The 16,050-nt window shown below is 45.7% G+C and carries 16 protein-coding genes; 9 read left to right on the top strand and 7 right to left on the bottom strand.

Features of this window, described 5'->3' with window-relative positions; all coding sequences use genetic code 11:
- Window positions 1-8 precede the first annotated feature (8 nt).
- Window positions 9-1,259 carry a uracil-xanthine permease family protein gene (locus MO387_RS12835; protein WP_107947132.1) on the bottom strand — a complete coding sequence of 417 codons (1,251 nt, stop codon included), beginning with the start codon at window positions 1,257-1,259 and terminating at the stop codon, window positions 9-11.
- 216 nt (window positions 1,260-1,475) lie between these two features.
- Between MO387_RS12835 and MO387_RS12840 the strand changes: the two genes are divergently transcribed.
- Window positions 1,476-2,567, top strand: a complete 1,092-nt coding sequence (locus tag MO387_RS12840) for a DUF2066 domain-containing protein (protein WP_107947133.1) — start codon at window positions 1,476-1,478, stop codon at window positions 2,565-2,567.
- Window positions 2,568-2,634: 67 nt separating this feature from the next.
- Window positions 2,635-3,345 carry a DnaA inactivator Hda gene (hda, locus tag MO387_RS12845; protein ID WP_006081292.1) on the top strand — a complete coding sequence of 237 codons (711 nt, stop codon included), beginning with the start codon at window positions 2,635-2,637 and terminating at the stop codon, window positions 3,343-3,345.
- A 206-nt stretch (window positions 3,346-3,551) separates the two neighbouring features.
- On the opposite strand, the gene MO387_RS12850 is transcribed toward hda, so the two are convergent.
- From MO387_RS12850 to MO387_RS12865, 4 genes are all read right to left on the bottom strand, one after another.
- Window positions 3,552-5,507 carry a hypothetical protein gene (locus MO387_RS12850; RefSeq protein ID WP_107947134.1) on the bottom strand — a complete coding sequence of 652 codons (1,956 nt, stop codon included), beginning with the start codon at window positions 5,505-5,507 and terminating at the stop codon, window positions 3,552-3,554.
- Window positions 5,508-5,803: 296 nt separating this feature from the next.
- On the bottom strand, window positions 5,804-6,178 hold the full coding sequence (locus tag MO387_RS12855) for a DUF2069 domain-containing protein (protein ID WP_107947135.1): 375 nt from the start codon (window positions 6,176-6,178) through the stop codon (window positions 5,804-5,806).
- A gap of 47 nt (window positions 6,179-6,225) precedes the next feature.
- A complete protein-coding gene (gene arsC / locus MO387_RS12860) occupies window positions 6,226-6,576 on the bottom strand; it encodes an arsenate reductase (glutaredoxin) (RefSeq protein WP_107947136.1) in 351 nt (116 codons plus the stop codon).
- Window positions 6,577-6,704: 128 nt separating this feature from the next.
- A complete protein-coding gene (locus MO387_RS12865) occupies window positions 6,705-8,174 on the bottom strand; it encodes a M48 family metalloprotease (RefSeq protein ID WP_107947137.1) in 1,470 nt (489 codons plus the stop codon).
- A gap of 112 nt (window positions 8,175-8,286) precedes the next feature.
- Here MO387_RS12865 and MO387_RS12870 point away from each other — a divergent pair, with 112 nt between their 5' ends.
- From MO387_RS12870 to MO387_RS12880, 3 genes are all read left to right on the top strand, one after another.
- Complete coding sequence (locus MO387_RS12870) at window positions 8,287-8,520, top strand: sulfurtransferase TusA family protein (RefSeq protein WP_106650271.1); 234 nt, start codon at window positions 8,287-8,289, stop codon at window positions 8,518-8,520.
- A gap of 220 nt (window positions 8,521-8,740) precedes the next feature.
- Entirely contained in the window at window positions 8,741-9,823 is a 1,083-nt protein-coding gene (locus MO387_RS12875; protein ID WP_106650272.1) for an AI-2E family transporter, read from the top strand.
- A gap of 541 nt (window positions 9,824-10,364) precedes the next feature.
- Complete coding sequence (locus MO387_RS12880) at window positions 10,365-10,715, top strand: cytochrome c3 family protein (RefSeq protein ID WP_006081299.1); 351 nt, start codon at window positions 10,365-10,367, stop codon at window positions 10,713-10,715.
- Between the two features lie 93 nt (window positions 10,716-10,808).
- On the opposite strand, the gene MO387_RS12885 is transcribed toward MO387_RS12880, so the two are convergent.
- Window positions 10,809-11,555: a cytochrome b/b6 domain-containing protein gene (locus MO387_RS12885; RefSeq protein ID WP_107947138.1), complete on the bottom strand. Its 747-nt coding sequence runs from the start codon at window positions 11,553-11,555 to the stop codon at window positions 10,809-10,811.
- Window positions 11,556-11,851: 296 nt separating this feature from the next.
- Between MO387_RS12885 and MO387_RS12890 the strand changes: the two genes are divergently transcribed.
- Complete coding sequence (locus tag MO387_RS12890; protein WP_107947139.1) at window positions 11,852-12,487, top strand: LuxR C-terminal-related transcriptional regulator; 636 nt, start codon at window positions 11,852-11,854, stop codon at window positions 12,485-12,487.
- A gap of 169 nt (window positions 12,488-12,656) precedes the next feature.
- Here MO387_RS12890 and MO387_RS12895 read toward each other — a convergent pair whose 3' ends face one another.
- A complete protein-coding gene (locus MO387_RS12895; protein ID WP_107947140.1) occupies window positions 12,657-14,423 on the bottom strand; it encodes a PDZ domain-containing protein in 1,767 nt (588 codons plus the stop codon).
- A 144-nt stretch (window positions 14,424-14,567) separates the two neighbouring features.
- On the opposite strand from MO387_RS12895, the gene hinT reads away from it, so the two are divergent.
- From hinT to MO387_RS12910, 3 genes are read left to right on the top strand one after another with little or no spacing between them, the layout of a single operon-like run.
- Window positions 14,568-14,924, top strand: a complete 357-nt coding sequence (hinT, locus tag MO387_RS12900; RefSeq protein WP_106650276.1) for a purine nucleoside phosphoramidase — start codon at window positions 14,568-14,570, stop codon at window positions 14,922-14,924.
- Window positions 14,921-15,448: a PaaI family thioesterase gene (locus MO387_RS12905; RefSeq protein WP_006081304.1), complete on the top strand. Its 528-nt coding sequence runs from the start codon at window positions 14,921-14,923 to the stop codon at window positions 15,446-15,448. Before hinT ends, MO387_RS12905 begins: the two co-directional genes overlap by 4 nt.
- A complete protein-coding gene (locus MO387_RS12910) occupies window positions 15,435-15,932 on the top strand; it encodes a PaaI family thioesterase (RefSeq protein WP_199908797.1) in 498 nt (165 codons plus the stop codon). The genes MO387_RS12905 and MO387_RS12910 overlap by 14 nt, the downstream gene beginning before the upstream one ends.
- Window positions 15,933-16,050 lie beyond the last annotated feature (118 nt).

Below are 16,050 nucleotides of genomic sequence, written 5' to 3' on the forward strand. Positions count from 1 at the left end.
AGCAAAAATTAGTGAGGGGCGACATCTGACTCATTGTGCTTATCGTGTGGCTTGGTCGCGGGTAACAACAAGTTCATGGTAATTGCGACAATACCACACAAGCTGATACCAGTCAGACTGAATGAACCTATGCCAAATGCCATGCCGCCGATACCAAATACTAAGGTGACACCGACAATGCTTAAATTACGCGGCTCAGACAAATCCACATGATTGCGAATAAGGGTGTTGAGGCCAACGGCTGCTATTGAGCCGAATAACAAACACATAATACCGCCCATCACAGGGACTGGAATGGTTTGCATCAGCGCACCTAATTTGCCGACGAAGGCCAACGTGATGGCAGTAATGGCGGTCCAAGTCATAATTTTTGGATCAAAATTGCGCGTTAGGGTTACAGCACCAGTGACTTCTGAGTAAGTCGTGTTTGGCGGGCCACCAAAGGCTGCAGCTGCAATTGTGGCGACACCGTCTCCCGTTAGTGTGCGGTGTAGGCCAGGTTTTTTCATAAAATCTTTACCTGTGACATTAGATATCGCCAGAATATCACCTATATGTTCAACCGCCGGAGCGATTGCCACTGGGATCATAAAGGCGATAGCATGCCAGTTAAATTCGGGTGCGACAAATTTAGGAATCGCAATCCAACTGGCTGCAGTCACAACCGCAAAGTCAACAATACCAAAGGCAAGACTTAAGCCGTAGCCCACAATAATCCCTGTTAAAATCGGCATGACTTTGAGTAAGCCCTTGGCAAAAATTGCCACTGCTATTGTGGTACAGAGTGACGCGAGTGAAATAAATAGCGCAGTATTGGTGTCAACAAGGGTCAAGCTACCATCGCCACTTTTCCCCAATGCCATATTCACGGCAACTGGAGCTAGGCCAAGGCCGATGATAATGATCACAGGACCCACTACCACAGGCGGTAGCAGCCTATGGATGAAGTCGGTACCGCGCACTTTGACCAAGGCGCCGAGCATGACGTAGACCACGCCCGCGGCCATAATGCCGCCCATGGTGGAGGGAATTCCCCAAGTCTGCACGCCATAGAGTATGGGGGCAATAAAGGCGAAGGATGAGGCAAGGAAGATAGGCACTTGGCGTTTAGTGATCAATTGGAACAGTAGGGTACCGATACCTGCGGTAAACAATGCCACACTAGTATCTAGTCCTGTCAGCAGCGGCATTAACACTAGGGCACCGAAGGCTACAAACAGCATTTGCGCGCCCTGTAGGGGGATAGCGAGTCGTCTCATTTATTATTCTCGTTAATTTTAGGGTAAACCGACAAATGATATCAGTTTGTAGGGTTTTCAGCAGAAGAAAATCGCCCGTTTTGCCGACTCGGATCACTGTTTGGCTTTTCCGTGCCATGGTTGGTACGGAAATGGGGCTAAATTTTGCCAAGACTCGCTTAAGGCGCTAACTATGGTACAATTTGCCCCATCTGACGTTACTTCAACTACTCAAAGATGCTGAAATTCCTATTGAAGCCGAGCTTAATTGCATTTCTATATTGTCTGTTCACGATTAATAGCGTCAATGCTGTTGAGGTGAGTAAATTAGATGAGGCCAATGTGCCTGTGTCTTCGCGCGCGGTTGCAGAACGCGACAAAGCCTTAAAAAGTGCGCTTGAGCAAGTCATTATCAAGAACACTGGCACGGCGCGATCCCTCGACAACAGTCTGATCCAATCTCAGCTCAGTAATCCTGATACCTTGCTGAGCCAGTATGGTTATATCGAGCAGAATGGCCAATTACTGCTAACTGCCAGTTTTGAACACCGTCGCATCGTGGCGCTACTGCGTCAGGCGCAATTGCCCGTTTGGGGAACACAACGCCCGCTGACCTTATTTTGGGTCGCAATGCCAGGCGATGGCGACACTACGATATTGGGTGACTCGTCTGCGTTAGCCGAACGTAAACTCTTTAGTGATTTTTCCGATGCCCGCGGTATCCCGGTGTTGCTGCCAATCTTAGATCTTGATGAGTTGATGGGAATTAACCCTAACGATATCAAAGGTATGTTTGCCGATATCGTGGCGAGTGTCTCTGGCCGTTATCAAGCTGACTTTTTGGCATTGGTGGCGATTGATGCCGCTGGTAGCCAAGTTCGTTACCGTTTAAATCTCTATACTAAGGCCACCATTGACTCTTTGACTCCACCGTTATTCAGTTACAACGGCACCGCTGAAAATTCTACCCAGGCGATTGAAGCCATGATGGCGGCGTTAGGCGAATACTATTTTACTAAGTATGCCATTGCTGATACTGGTACACAGCAAGGCGCGAGTGTCACTTTTGTGAACATTCAAAAAATGGCGCAACTAGTTGAAGTTGAAAAATATTTGAAACAACTTAGCGCGATTAAAAATGCCACGTTAACGCATATTCAAGGTCATACCGTGACCTTCTCGCTAGATTTGTTTGGCTCAGAAACGGATTTACAACGTTTACTAAGCTTAGAGCCGCGAATTTCTGTGGTCGCACCTGTGAGTGCGGGGGAATTTAGCCCAGTCTCTAACCAAACAGGCAAGCCTGTGTATGAATGGCGCTTACCTTAAGATGTTATCGGCCGTGCTTAGCCATGCTAAGCACGGCATTGTTTTTATTTGATATTGAGAAGACCGAGTGCCCTTAAACTCACCTCTGCAACTCTCGTTACCTGTGCATTTGCCAGATGACGAAACCTTTAATAGTTATTACCCCGCCGCGGGTAATGATGAACTTATTCAAAAACTGAGAGCCAATGCCGAAGGACAGGGTGAAGCCGCCATTTATTTGTGGGGCCCAGTTAAATCGGGTCGAACTCATTTAATGCACGCCGCTTGTGCTCACGCCAACGAAGTTGAGCGTCGCAGCTTTTATATTCCCTTAGGCATACATGCGAGCATTTCGACCGCCTTGCTTGAAGGACTAGAACAGTTAGATTTAGTCTGTATCGATGATGTCGATGCCATCGCTGGTCACCCCGTCTGGGAAGAAGCGATTTTTGATCTCTATAATCGCGTCGCCGAACATAAAAATTGTGCTTTAGTTGTCAGTGGCAGTTCGTCACCTGCGGACGCGGGTTTCCTGTTACCTGATCTCGTTTCACGCATGCAGTGGGGGTTAAATTATCAACTGCAACCTATGGCTGATGATGAGAAACTTGCCGCTCTGCAACGCCGCGCCGCTATGCGTGGTCTGCAATTACCGGAAGACGTTGGGCGTTTTTTGTTGAACCGAATGGCGCGGGATTTACGTACCTTGTTCGATGTATTGGATAAGTTAGATAAAGCCTCATTAGTGCATCAGCGCAAGCTCACCATTCCCTTTGCCAAAGAGATGCTGCATCTTTAAAAGCATGATTGGATAGAGACATGGTTTGAGTCGGCTTTTGGCGTGTTTTGAACATTCTTTTGAGTTAGTTGTGAGTTGGTTTTGAATTAGCGTTGAGCGATGAAAACGCTAAACATTGTACTATCCATTAAGCGTAAAGCCCAAAAATCAAAAGCCCGTCATGCTGAATGCAGACGGGCTTTTTGTTTATCTAAAACTTAAACACTCTATTGTTGAGGATGACGGTGACGGTCGCCACTTAAGTGAAGTTCAGGCTCAAAGCGTGGCTGTACATCGTTTGTCGGTGCATTGTTTTGGCCTTTGAGCTGCGCATTCGCAGGCGATGTGGCTAATGTTTGACGCCAGCTTTGACCTTGGGTCATGGCAATCGGCTCGGGCAGGCTTTCAATCAGACTGATCCCATCAAGCTCTGGTAGAATTTCATCAATCACCAGTGCAGCGCGATTCTCTAGGCTGTCTTGTGCAATTCTACCTCTTTGTCCCCAGTCAATAATCAGCGTATCCGCAGTTAACACCGCAGGTTTATTGGTGACGGCGACATCACGTAATATTTGATAGCGATAACTCATCATGGCTTCTTCAAACAGCATAGCCGTGTCTTCACGGGTGCTGGAATAGGCATAGAAGTCGCTGGCGATATCGGTAGAAAAGAAAGTACTCACATCCGATGGTTGATAGGCCTTTTGCACATTATTCGCCGCTGCGCCGAGGAAACGGACATTGGCAAGTCCCATCATTTCAGTGCTCATTAATGGATAGCTGGTGCTGACTTGATCAGATATCAGGCTCTTGTTGGCATTGCGGCGACTGTAATCATCTAGCAGTCTTGGCCCTGTGAGTGAGGCATGTACGCTGCGGGGGAAGAAGTCATTGGCATGGGCTAGCTCGTGATACAGCAATGAGGCTAGATCAGGATTGATTTGTGCTAACGTTCGGTCTGCTCTGACGGTGATAGGTACGCCAAGTGACGCATATTGATTGTCTTTGACATAACGCCAAGGCATCACAAAGTTAAGATCATCACCGAAATTACTGCGGTAATCCGGCGCCTCATTAATGGTGTCACGCTGGCTTGGCGTAAGCCATAAATCGTCGGGATCGAGATAAATCGCTCCTGTAACTACCCAATAGAAGGAAGGGCGCACGTCATAGCTAATCACCACGGCCGTGACGGATTGTAACAGGCGAGCAAAATCGCTGTTGGGGTCCATCTGGGCTAAAAAGGCGGCAAAGTTATCGCCCATCCAGTCGTGGGAAACCAGTACACGATTAAGAATGGTCTCACGATTTAGATCGCTTGAGGTTTGTCCTATCAAAGGTAAGGTATTGATAGTGCAACTATCATTGAGCTGATTAGAGTAAACACAGCCCGCTAGCACATTGGCGTAAGGCGAGGCGGGACGATAGGCGTGAGTGCGCGCCACTGGAGTATCGAAATACTGCGAGCTGATCGCAGGCGCGGCGGTTGTTAGCACAAAAGCATCATCACTGAGTGGATTACCGTTAATGCTGGCGTTCACTTTGAGCCGAGTGATTGTATCTTGGGCGACTGATGGCGCGGTAAATAAAGGCCTAAACGGATCGCTTACATCGACCATTAAATCTGGGCCAGACGCCACGCACCAAGAGATATTCGCAGCGCTTAATCCTGATTGTTGTCCGAGCCTTAAGCTGACATTGTTACCTTCAACCACTTGGTGATCTTGGCGGACGTTCAGTACACCCGTCGATGCGGGATCGACATTAATGCCAATTTCTCCGCTGACATCTAGATTACTTCCCGTGACATGCAAGCTAAAACGGTAGCCGCCTGCGGTGGTAGTATCAAAGGCTAATACCGGGCTGTTTTGACTGACTAATTGTATGATAGGTCCATCGATTTGCTGCCAGCGAAAGGTTAAGTTTTGGCTATCGCGATTAAGGATGTTGGCAATGATGGCACTGGATTGACCTGCCACATAAGTCGGCTCAGTTTGAAAACGGATTGAGGATGATGTAGTAACAAGGAGCGGCGAAATGCTATCTGTGCAGCGTGGCAGTGAGGTGGAGGGGGGCGTTACTCCGCCATTATCTGTGTTGCTGTCTCCACCGCCTCCGCATGCCACGAGTAGGCTAGAGCAGGCCATTAATCCCAAAAGCTTCAGTGGTATCGATATCCCCATTACAGCATTCTCCCTTGTTAACTCAGCAGTGCGATTAGACTTTTTGTGACTCACGGGATACTAAGGCCCCACGATGAGAAACTGACTATAGCACGAGGGTTAAGTTGCAAGAAGTCAGTATAAGTATATTAAGTGTTAATTCTGCGTGGTTTAACTGCTCGTTTATCTGGGCGCTGAACTGAGGTTGAAGGGGATATTTGAACGCAGATCTTTAGCGGAGTTTGGCGTTGCGATTTAAAAATGCCGCCATACCCAGTAAGGCAAGACGGCGCTGAAATCACATTGTATGCAATGGCTTATTCTTTGGATTTTTTCTTCAGGCCTAATCCCAGTTCTCGACCACGGATCCGAGCGTAGAAGGGGAAGGCAATCAGCAGCACACCAATCAACAATACTTCGATTAATGCAAAGGCGAAGGCATCGGTAGTGACATAAAGCAGCGTCAGCCCATGTAGCATATAGAGGCACAGAATAAAACTCGCCCAAGCATAAGTATATGGATTACCTTGGAAAACCCCTTTTGCAGGCAGTAACAATGGCACTATCCATAAGAGGCTAAATAGCAGAGTATATTCACCGCTAATACCCTGACCAACAAACCAGCCGCCTAATAGCAGGACGAGCGCAAAGTAACCTAAACGACTAAGAGTAAATAAGGTGTTGGACGTCATATGTCTACCTAAGAATTAAAATTAAAGCGATTTTATAAAAATCATAATTAAAGAATAGCGAGCACATTCTCTGGAGGACGGCCGATGGCAGCGCGTTGATTGGCGAGCACAATTGGCCGTTCGATGAGTTTAGGCGTGTTCACCATGGCTTCAATCAATTGCTGCTCAGTCAATGAGGTGTCGGCAAGCCCCAAGGTTTGATATTCCGTTTCTTTGGTGCGCATTAATTCGCGAGCACTGATGCCTAATTTTGTCAGAATGTCGCCAATGACTTCAGCCGTAGGAGGCGTTTTTAAGTATTCCACTAGGGTAATGTCACAACCTTGTTGCTCAAGTAGAGCTAAGGTTTCACGGCTTTTTGAACAACGTGGGTTATGGTAAATCGTCGCTTGGGTCATAGTGCTAGAGGCTCAATACGGGCTGAAATAACAATGGAGCGGATGATAACAGAAAAAACAACGCCCCGTCAGTGTGTTCGGGGCGTATAAATGGGAAATGAAGTTAAATCAATTTGTAAAACAACTGATTACTTAAGCGCTTCCATCTCCTTATCGGCCATTTTGAACTGGCGTATACGGGCTTCAATACGTGCAAGCTGTAAGGGATTACTTTCAGATGCACGGTAGGCAAAGTTTAGCTGATCGATAGCGCCCTTATAATTAGCTCCCAAAGCCATGAGCTCAGCGGTAGAAAAATATTCTAACGCCTGATTGCCTGTTTTTTTGTAAACAGCGCTCAGTAATTGGTAGGGCAGCTGATTTTGTTTATCGAGGAATATCATGTCCTCCAATAAAGGAATAGCTTTAGGGGCTTGGTCAGCTTCGATGTAAATATTGGCTAAGTTGGCGTTAATCACTTGCGATGTTGGCTTCATTTTTCGCTGGGCTTCAAGCATAGCAATCGCCTTTGCATAGTCTTTACGTTCGGTCAATAAGTCGGCTTTAGTATCGATATAAAACAGATTGTTATCATCAATTTTTAACAGTTCATCGACGATTTTTTCCGACTCATCAAACTTCTTCAATCTAAATAACGCCAGCGCTTTGCCATAGAGCGCCGCCTCTTTAAAGCTGTAGGTCTGTTTGTTTAGTTGCTTGTCAAACATGCTCAAAACCGCTTCGTCGCTATAACTGGAAAAACGGACTTGAATACGAGCTTTCGCCAGTTGGAAGTTCAGGTTATCGGGAATATAACGCTTAGGATATTGCTCGGCGCGGTTACGGGCTTCAGTGATCCGCGACTCTGGTAATGGGTGAGTTAGCAGCATTTGTGGCGGTGTGGTGGTAAAGCGGTAACGAGTGGCTAACTTACCAAAGAAATCCGCTGCAGCGTTGGGATCAAAGCCTGCATCCACCAAAATTTGCATACCGATGCGGTCGGCTTCTTTCTCGTGCAAACGGGTATAGTTGATTTTTGATTGTGTTGCCATCGCTTGGGTCGTCGCCAGTGCAGCCATACCGGCTTGTGGTACGGCAATGGTTAATAAAATGGCGCCGAGTAAACCCGCAATTGTCGCAGGATTGCTCTTTTGTTGTGCTTCGAGCGAACGCGCAAGGTGACGTTGGGTAACGTGGGTAATTTCGTGGCCGAGTACTGAGGCGAGTTCGCTTTCGTTATCGGCATTGAGAAATAAGCCTGTGTGCACGGCAACATGGCCGCCGAAGAAGGCGAAGGCGTTGATTTCATCATTTTGTAACAAGAAGAAATAGAAGGGCGTTTTTACCCCTGTGGCATGGGCGACCAGTTTGTTGCCAAGTTCTGTAAGGTACTGACTCAACACAGGATCATTTAACATAGGCGCCGAGGAGCGAATGATGCGCATATAGGCATCACCGTAAACCATTTCTTTTTCAAGGCTGAAGGTGTTAACTGCGGCCGTACCTAAATCCGGTAAGTCATTGTTGGCAAAGCTTTTGGCGGCTAAAGTTAGCAGCATCAAAGAGAATGCGCCTGCAACAAAAGGTTTTAATCGAGTCAAAAAAGTCAAGTTACGCAAGCGGATCCTTTATTTCTAATTATCTCAACTAAAGGCAGAGATACTGCACTTAGCTTGTAGTTTGAGGTGCAACTTAGGATAATAGCCCAAGTTCGTCTATAGCAAGTTCATTATGATTTTTATTGATTTAACGCTATTTCGCTGTCCTGTGCCTTTAGTTAAAGTGAAACTTGCATTGAAGCCAATGCGAGACGGCGAGCAATTGCATATCTTACTCTCAGACTCAGGTTCGCGGCGAGATGTTCCCCAATATTTAAAAAAACAAGGTCATGTCGTGCAAGAGTTGCGTAATGATGTGAGTCTGTTAGCCTTGATGGTCACCAAAGTTGATCTATCTCAGGGATAAATTGAGGATTTTCATGTTTAAATCCTTTCCGAGTCGTGACCTAATTTAATGTGCACGCTAGATAAGTTCACCAAATGAGTTTGCTAGCTGGGCGTAAGATTTCCGTTCTGCTAACAAGTTGAAGTGAAAGTAGTTTGATAACGTCGTAGATAACACCATGATAAATAAACTTTCCTGAGCGTTTGGGAAGCCTAGCCAACCATCACTATTGGAATGATCCATGTTTACTGTTTTTTCTCGTTGGTATCAAGAGCGCTTTAGTGATCCACAAGCTGTGACCTTAATGGCTATTCTTGTTGGGTTCGCGTTAGTGATTTATTTTGCCGCAGGTTTACTTGCCCCCTTATTAGTCGCGCTGGTGTTGGCATTTTTATTGGAATGGCCCGTGGCGCAAATGCTGAAATTAGGCATTAATCGCACCGCTGGTGCGTCCTTAGTTATCGTGTTGTTTTTGGGCATTGTGGTCTTACTGACATTTGGCTTAATTCCGAGTGTGTGGCGTCAAGGCGTGAGCTTAATTGCTGATTTGCCGAGCATGATAGATAAAGGGCTGCTGACGCTACAAACATTGATCAACCAATACCCGCAATTTATCAATCCTGAGCAATTAGATTTGATGGTCGCAGAGCTTAAAAAACTGCTCGATACTCAGCATGTACTGGATATTGCTAAGCAATTAATTGGCTATTCAGCGTCATTACTCGTCTTGATGGTATACGCGATTTTAGTGCCTCTGTTGGTGTTTTTCTTTTTAAAGGATAAAGATCAGCTGATCAGTGGCAGTAAGCGTTTTTTCCCTGCTAATCGTCAATTAGCCCGCAAAGTGTGGTTTGAAATGCATCAGCAAATTTTCAATTACATTCGTGGCAAAGTGATTGAAATCGTGGTGGTTGGTGTCGCGAGCTATATCTTGTTTGCCTTAATGGGGCTGAGGTATTCAATGTTGCTCGGGGTGTTGACTGGCTTGTCGGTATTGATCCCCTATGTTGGCGCAACCTTAGTCACCTTGCCGATCACCTTAGTGGCATTTTTTCAGTGGGGTTTTAGTTCTGAATTCGGCTATTTGATGTTGGGTTACGGCATTATTCAGGCGCTCGACGGTAATTTACTCGTGCCGATTTTGTTCTCCGATGCGGTGGATTTGCATCCAGTGATAATCATAGCCGCGGTATTAGTCTTTGGTGGTTTATGGGGCGTGTGGGGGGTATTCTTTGCCATTCCATTGGCTTCCTTGGTTAAAGCCGTGATTAACGCTTGGCCTAAAACTGAGGTTGAGACTCTTCAGGGACTCGATGCGAGTTGATGACGACTCGCTCGATTTCCAGTTTTGTCTGCTGGCTTGCATGTAACAACTGAATTTAGTCTCTAAATTTAGAGACTAAATTTGACACTGAGTTCCGCTATGGAGCTCAGTGTCAGAGATGAGTAGGGCGTTTAGGCACTCTTTTTAATTTCCACGTATAGTCGTCATTACACATCCTTATCAAGCAGCACTTACTCCTTTCGTTAACTTTTATGGTTTTGAGTTTGTCCTTAAGTCCTTCGAGTAGAGCCCAAATTGTTTAACCCTGGCTTTTTATTATGTCCTTAGTTGCTATAGGGATTTACATTATGTAACCTCTAGGTTAGGTATATGTAAAACTCTTATATAAGCATGTGGTTACATGATGCAGCGCACATTTTACCCTTGAGTATATTGATAAAGTTGGGTTGCTTAGCATGGGTTTGCTTATTCGTACATCCTTAGCTAAGTTATATCGAGTCGTGCTATTTACTTTTGGTTGCGAGATGGAAGTCACCCTGACAAGAATTTCCACTGACAATCGCCATTGGAGGATACTATTGTGAGCAAAAAACTATTAAGTGCGCTTTTCGGGGCAAGTCTCGCAGCGTTAGCGCTGTCGCCAACCGCATTTGCTGCAGATCAAAAATTGTCTGATTTCCACGCTGAGTCGGGTGGATGTGAAAGCTGCCATAAAGATGGTACACCTTCTGCGGATGGTGCTTTTGAATTTGAACAGTGTCAAAGCTGTCACGGTTCTCTTGCTGAAATGGACGCTGTGCATAAACCACATGACGGCAATTTAGTCTGTGCAGATTGTCATGCGGTGCATGATATGAATGTAGGTGAAAAACCGACCTGTGAAAGTTGCCATGATGATGGCCGCACACCAGCGACGATTCTGAAAAAATAATTAAAAAATGTTAGAAGCGTTGGCATCTGCCTTCAAGTCTACATAAATAACGCCAGCAAATGTTGGCGTTATTTTTATCCGTAAATGAATCAATTACTCGTCTTTGGGTTGGCCTTGGATGATCTTCTTACCAGAGAACATGGCTGAAATAATGCCAGGTTGACGTTTAACTTCGGTATAAACCACAGCGAATACGTGTAGTAAAATCAGTAGAAAAAGTAGATAAACCGCATAAACGTGAACTTCACCGGCTAGTCCCTTCAGCGGTTTAAGCGCAGCCGCTTTCTCAGTATTCACCCCAGTGGCATCATAGGGTTTTAAGCTTGCTGGGTCGACATTGGTATCGGCCAGATAGCTTTGTACTGCACTACCTAATGGCGGAAAGTAAATATCGGTTCCTGCACGTAAAAGCCCAGTAACCATGATAGTGATTAACAGCAGCATGATGCCGAGAACGGCAAATTTGCCTTTAGGATTATGGCCTAAATACTGCGGATTTTTACCCGCGGCCAATTCTGACTTATAGGTCATTAATTCATTTTTGCTATTAGCATTGGGAAACATATGGCTGAAACGCGCATATTTGTTGCCGACAAAACCCCACACAAGGCGAATAATGAGGTTGATTGCAAACGCATAGCCTATGTACACGTGTAAAGTTTTTAAGCCAATTTTGCCCGTTAATTCAGTGATGCCTAACTCTGCACGATACATCATGATGCCACCGACTAAGATGAGTGCGAGTACGAGAATGACATTAATCCAATGGAATAATCGCGTCGGTTTGTCCCAAACTGAGTAGGATTTAACTTCAAACGCGCTGGGTTTGCTGCTGGACATGGAATTTCCTTATTTTTTTGTTGGTATGATCTTACGCTTTTATCTCAAAATTTCAGTAATTTTTTTCAGTTTCAATTAAGACTTCTGATTGATAGTGTATTCAACGAAAGTGTTAGAAGTTTTTGATTTGCGTACGGTAAATATTTTTCACGTAAGTCTTTTTAATCTGTTTTATCTAATGCTAATATCGTCACCACGGTAGACTTGGAAGTCTATTGAACGGATGTTGAAGTTGTATTGAGAGGATTTTAGGTTCTCAAAGTGAATAATCGTTAATCAGACAGGGAGTGAGCAGGATGTTCAAAATATTACATTGGATTGTAGTGTCACGATCGCAAGTATTAATGGAATTGCTAGCAGGACGTTGGCCACAGGAGTTTCTCGTTAAGTTGACGCAAGTCAGCCCTGATGAGATGTGTGAACAAATCAAGGATAATCATGCCTCCATGGTAGTGATTGATTTAGCAACTGTTGATCTTCAAAAAGCCCATCAATTTCAGCGTTTACTTGCCCGTGAACAACCAAGTGTACGAGTCGTCTATTTACAATTCCCTAAACAAGTCGATGCACGTTTTTTAATGCAAGCGGCCACGACCGCAGGGGTGTTTTATCTCGATGCGGGTTTAACTGAGATTAGCCTAGGATTATCGAATATTTTACGAGGCCATAGGGTGATACCAATTCAACTTGTCAATGGGGTAAACGATGACTTTGGTTTGTTCGAAGATACTGAGCCGCTGACGATTCGTGAGCGAGAAGTATTACAAGCCCTCTTAACGGGTAGTACTAACTTAGATATTGCTAATCAGCTGTTTGTCAGTGAAAGCACGATAAAAACCCATTTGTACCGAGTATTCCGTAAGATCGGTGTGTCGAGCCGTGGTCAAGCGATCGCGTGGGCGCAAACCTATTTGCACGATGTGGTGGTTTAAATCTGTATTAGCACTGATAGAAGACACTAATTTGGCAAGGGAATACTGTTCTAGACATAGATGTGTGCGTTTAGAGATTAGTACCTAAGTTAAGTGTTATCTCAGAAATGATAAAAGGGGCTTTTGCCCCTTTTGTTTGTCTTAAAATCAATCGAATTAAAACGTTAAATTAACGTCCTAACCAAGCCGCGAGTTTAGTTCTGTCACTAATTGCTAGGGCGACAGTGTCCTTTGGCGCGGCAGTTATCATCAATTCACCCGTCATCAATTCATCCCGTCTAAACCAATGTAAATTCAAGGATTCACCTAGCGGATATTGCTGTAGCTGCGCCTCAAATTGCGCGCTGACTTGCAAGTTATCGGCGGCAATTAACACATCCCCCGCACTTAATCCCGCAAGGTGGGCAGGGCTGCCTTGGGTAACGGTCACCACTTTCAATCCCATCGGCGCCACTTGAGTTTTCGCGCCAAAGGCAATCTCATAGCCTTTTAGTTGCCCGCCGCCCACATCCTGCGGACCTTGGCTGGCTCGAAGGTTAAACTCGACACCAAATTCGGCGAGTAGTGGAGCCAGTGGAATATCGTCGGTGTTATCTAAGTAGGTAAATAAATCGTGGCAATCACGGCCAAGGAGTCGCTCGACAATCGCTTGGTGGCAGCTGTCAGTCGTGCCTTTATTTTGCAGGGCATATTCCTGCCACAGGATCTGCATCACATGGTCGAGATTGTATTTGCCTTGGGTTTCATGGCGCAGGGTTAAATCTAAGTACAGCGCAAACAGCGCGCCTTTGGTGTAATAACTGATGATAGCGTTTTGCGCGTTTTCATCCTGCTTATAGAACTTAGTCCATGCATTAAAGCTCGAGTCCTTAACGCTTTGTTTAAAGCGTCCTTGGCTGCGATAAACGCGGGTGAAGGTTTCACTCAGCATATCTAAATAACTTTGTTCATCTACCAACCCGGCGCGATAGGTAAGGAAGTCATCATAATAGGAGGTGATGCCTTCATAGGCCCATAGCTGCGGCGTATAGGTTTCAGCCTCCAGTTTATAGGGTAAAAAGCACTCTGGCTTAATACGCTTCACGTTCCAGCTGTGGAAATACTCGTGGCTGCACAGGGATAAATAAGTGCGATAGTCGTTATTGATTGGCGCATTGAGCGACAGCGGTAAGTCCTTGCGTGAACACATCAATGCGGTAGATGCTCTGTGTTCTAACCCGCCAAAGCCATTGTCTAATACTGTGGTCATAAACAAGTAACGTTTAAACGGCGCAGGCGTACCAAAAAGATTGATTTGATACTCACAAATGGCTTTTAAGTCTTGGCAGAGCCTTGGCATGCAAGCGCGGTGGCGGCCATTGAGTACGATATCGTGTTGGACGCCGCAGGCATCGAAACTGGCTAAGGTAAATAAGCCCATTTCCACTGGATGATCGATAAGCTCGTCATAGCTTGTGGCACTAAATTGGCCGAAGGCAAAGTCGTCACCACTGATGCGGGTCATGCTCGTAGCGACGCGCCAATCACTTAATGTGGGCTCAGAGGACGGTAACATAGTGACAGTGTGGGTTTGTTGTTCAAAACCGTGGGCGGATAAAAACACGCTACTGCCGTTAAAGAAGCCGTGGGTTGTGTCCAAATGCGCAGTGCGCACCGACAGATCCCAAGCATACACTTGATAAGTCAAAATGATTTCGCTGCTATTATTGTCAACCGACCAAGTTTGCTTATCTAGTTGGCTGAGCTTGAGCGTTTGGCCATTAGCATCTTGTGCCTTGAGTTCAATAATATTTTTAGCAAAGTCGCGCACCATATAACTGCCAGGCAGCCAAGCGGGTAGGCTAAAGACTTGCACTGGCTTGGGTTGGGATAATGTCATAGTAACAGCGAATAAATGGGCTTTCGGATCGACGGGGATTATCTGGAAATGGATCATATTTATCCTACAAAACCTGAGTATTTTAATGGTGGCCATGCTGCCAAAAATGCCTGCAACTGGCAAATGAAAAGCAAAATATCTACAGACACAAAGCGTTGAATTACTAGTATACTATGCCAACTAACCCAAGGAGGACGCCCCATGGCCGAAGAAACGATTTTCAGCAAAATTATTCGTCGCGAAATTCCCGCGGATATTCTGTATCAAGATGAACTAGTGACTGCCTTTAGAGACATTTCCCCTAAGGCGCCAACGCACTTCTTGATTGTCCCAAATCATTTAATCCCAACGGCAAACGACATGAAAGCCTCTGATGAGCCTGTGCTTGGCCGTATGATGACGGTTGCAGCTAAATTAGCGGCGGAAGCGGGGATTGCTAAAGATGGCTACCGACTGATCATGAACTGCAATCAACACGGTGGACAAGAAGTCTATCACATTCATTTTCACCTTGTGGGCGGGGAGCCTCTGGGGCCCATGTTGAGCCAAGGCAAATGAAGGTAAATTCGGATTTTTTCCCGCTGACCCAAATGGCGCAGCGGTTTGTGGATCAACTCGCTCAGTGTCGCCGTCTCGGTTTAACCGTATTGGAGGCGAGTGAGCACCATGTGTTGATTGAGTTGCCCTACAGCACTGAATTAATTGGTTATCCCGATACGGGCGTTATCCATGGTGGAGTGATCACTACCTTAATGGATACTGCCTGTGGCAGTGCAGTGGTCAGTGCAATTTTCCATAAATTCAAATTGTTAGAAATCTCACCCACGCTCGATTTGCGGGTGGATTATATGAAGCCCGCTCAGCCCCATAAACCTGTGTTCGGATTTGCGGAATGCTACAAGTTGTCCTCCAATATTGCCTTTACCCGCGCGATTGCTTATCAAGACAGCATAGATGATCCCATTGCCCATGCTGTTGGCTCTTTTATGCGGATCAGCCCAGAAATGGTCGGTGATGCCTTTAGGCAAGCGTTGATGGGTGAAGCTGTGCCTGAGATAGGAGATACTGATGAGCGCAAATAATTCGGAACTTGGCACTGCCAGTCCCACTCAACACGCCCAAGTCAAAGCGCCTATCGATGTGCAAGGCATAGTTAAACGCGCCACTGAACTTAATGATTTTGGCCATTTACTTGAGCACGTTCCCTATGCCAAATTTATTGGCATGAAGGTGGAGCGTTTTGGTGATGAACTGATTTTTAAATTGCCCGCTAATGACGACAATATCGGTAATCCTGTGTTGCCCGCCATTCATGGTGGCGTGATTGCGGGCTTTATGGAAATGTCAGCGATAGTGCAGTTAATGGTATTTATGCAAACGGCAAAGGTGCCTAAAGTCGTTGATTTTTCAATCGACTATTTACGTGCAGGTCTGCACAAGGATAGTTTTGCTGAGTGTCGTATTACCCGTCAGGGTCGACGAGTCGCCAACGTGAATATTGATTGTTGGCAAACCAATCGTAAGCAGCTTATTGCTACGGCACGGGCGCACTTTCTGATTGATTAACTCGTTTTAGTGAGTAGATAGTTGAGTGATGATTAAGTCTGTCTTGTTAAGCATAAGTTCAGCACAGTTCACTTAGCTTGTCGTTTAATAGGGAATAATGCGCGCTAGCCGCGCATTT

Source organism: Shewanella sp. N2AIL (assembly GCF_022690845.1).
Classification (GTDB): domain Bacteria; phylum Pseudomonadota; class Gammaproteobacteria; order Enterobacterales; family Shewanellaceae; genus Shewanella; species Shewanella baltica.

Coding starts and splice junctions, on each gene's coding strand:
- MO387_RS12835 (WP_107947132.1), bottom strand. CDS start 1,259: ATGAGACGACTCGCTATCCCCCTACAGGGCGCGCAAATGCTGTTTGTA.
- MO387_RS12840 (WP_107947133.1), top strand. CDS start 1,476: ATGCTGAAATTCCTATTGAAGCCGAGCTTAATTGCATTTCTATATTGT.
- MO387_RS12850 (WP_107947134.1), bottom strand. CDS start 5,507: ATGGGGATATCGATACCACTGAAGCTTTTGGGATTAATGGCCTGCTCT.
- MO387_RS12855 (WP_107947135.1), bottom strand. CDS start 6,178: ATGACGTCCAACACCTTATTTACTCTTAGTCGTTTAGGTTACTTTGCG.
- arsC (WP_107947136.1), bottom strand. CDS start 6,576: ATGACCCAAGCGACGATTTACCATAACCCACGTTGTTCAAAAAGCCGT.
- MO387_RS12870 (WP_106650271.1), top strand. CDS start 8,287: ATGATTTTTATTGATTTAACGCTATTTCGCTGTCCTGTGCCTTTAGTT.
- MO387_RS12875 (WP_106650272.1), top strand. CDS start 8,741: ATGTTTACTGTTTTTTCTCGTTGGTATCAAGAGCGCTTTAGTGATCCA.
- MO387_RS12885 (WP_107947138.1), bottom strand. CDS start 11,555: ATGTCCAGCAGCAAACCCAGCGCGTTTGAAGTTAAATCCTACTCAGTT.
- MO387_RS12890 (WP_107947139.1), top strand. CDS start 11,852: ATGTTCAAAATATTACATTGGATTGTAGTGTCACGATCGCAAGTATTA.
- MO387_RS12895 (WP_107947140.1), bottom strand. CDS start 14,423: ATGATCCATTTCCAGATAATCCCCGTCGATCCGAAAGCCCATTTATTC.
- hinT (WP_106650276.1), top strand. CDS start 14,568: ATGGCCGAAGAAACGATTTTCAGCAAAATTATTCGTCGCGAAATTCCC.
- MO387_RS12905 (WP_006081304.1), top strand. CDS start 14,921: ATGAAGGTAAATTCGGATTTTTTCCCGCTGACCCAAATGGCGCAGCGG.
- MO387_RS12910 (WP_199908797.1), top strand. CDS start 15,435: ATGAGCGCAAATAATTCGGAACTTGGCACTGCCAGTCCCACTCAACAC.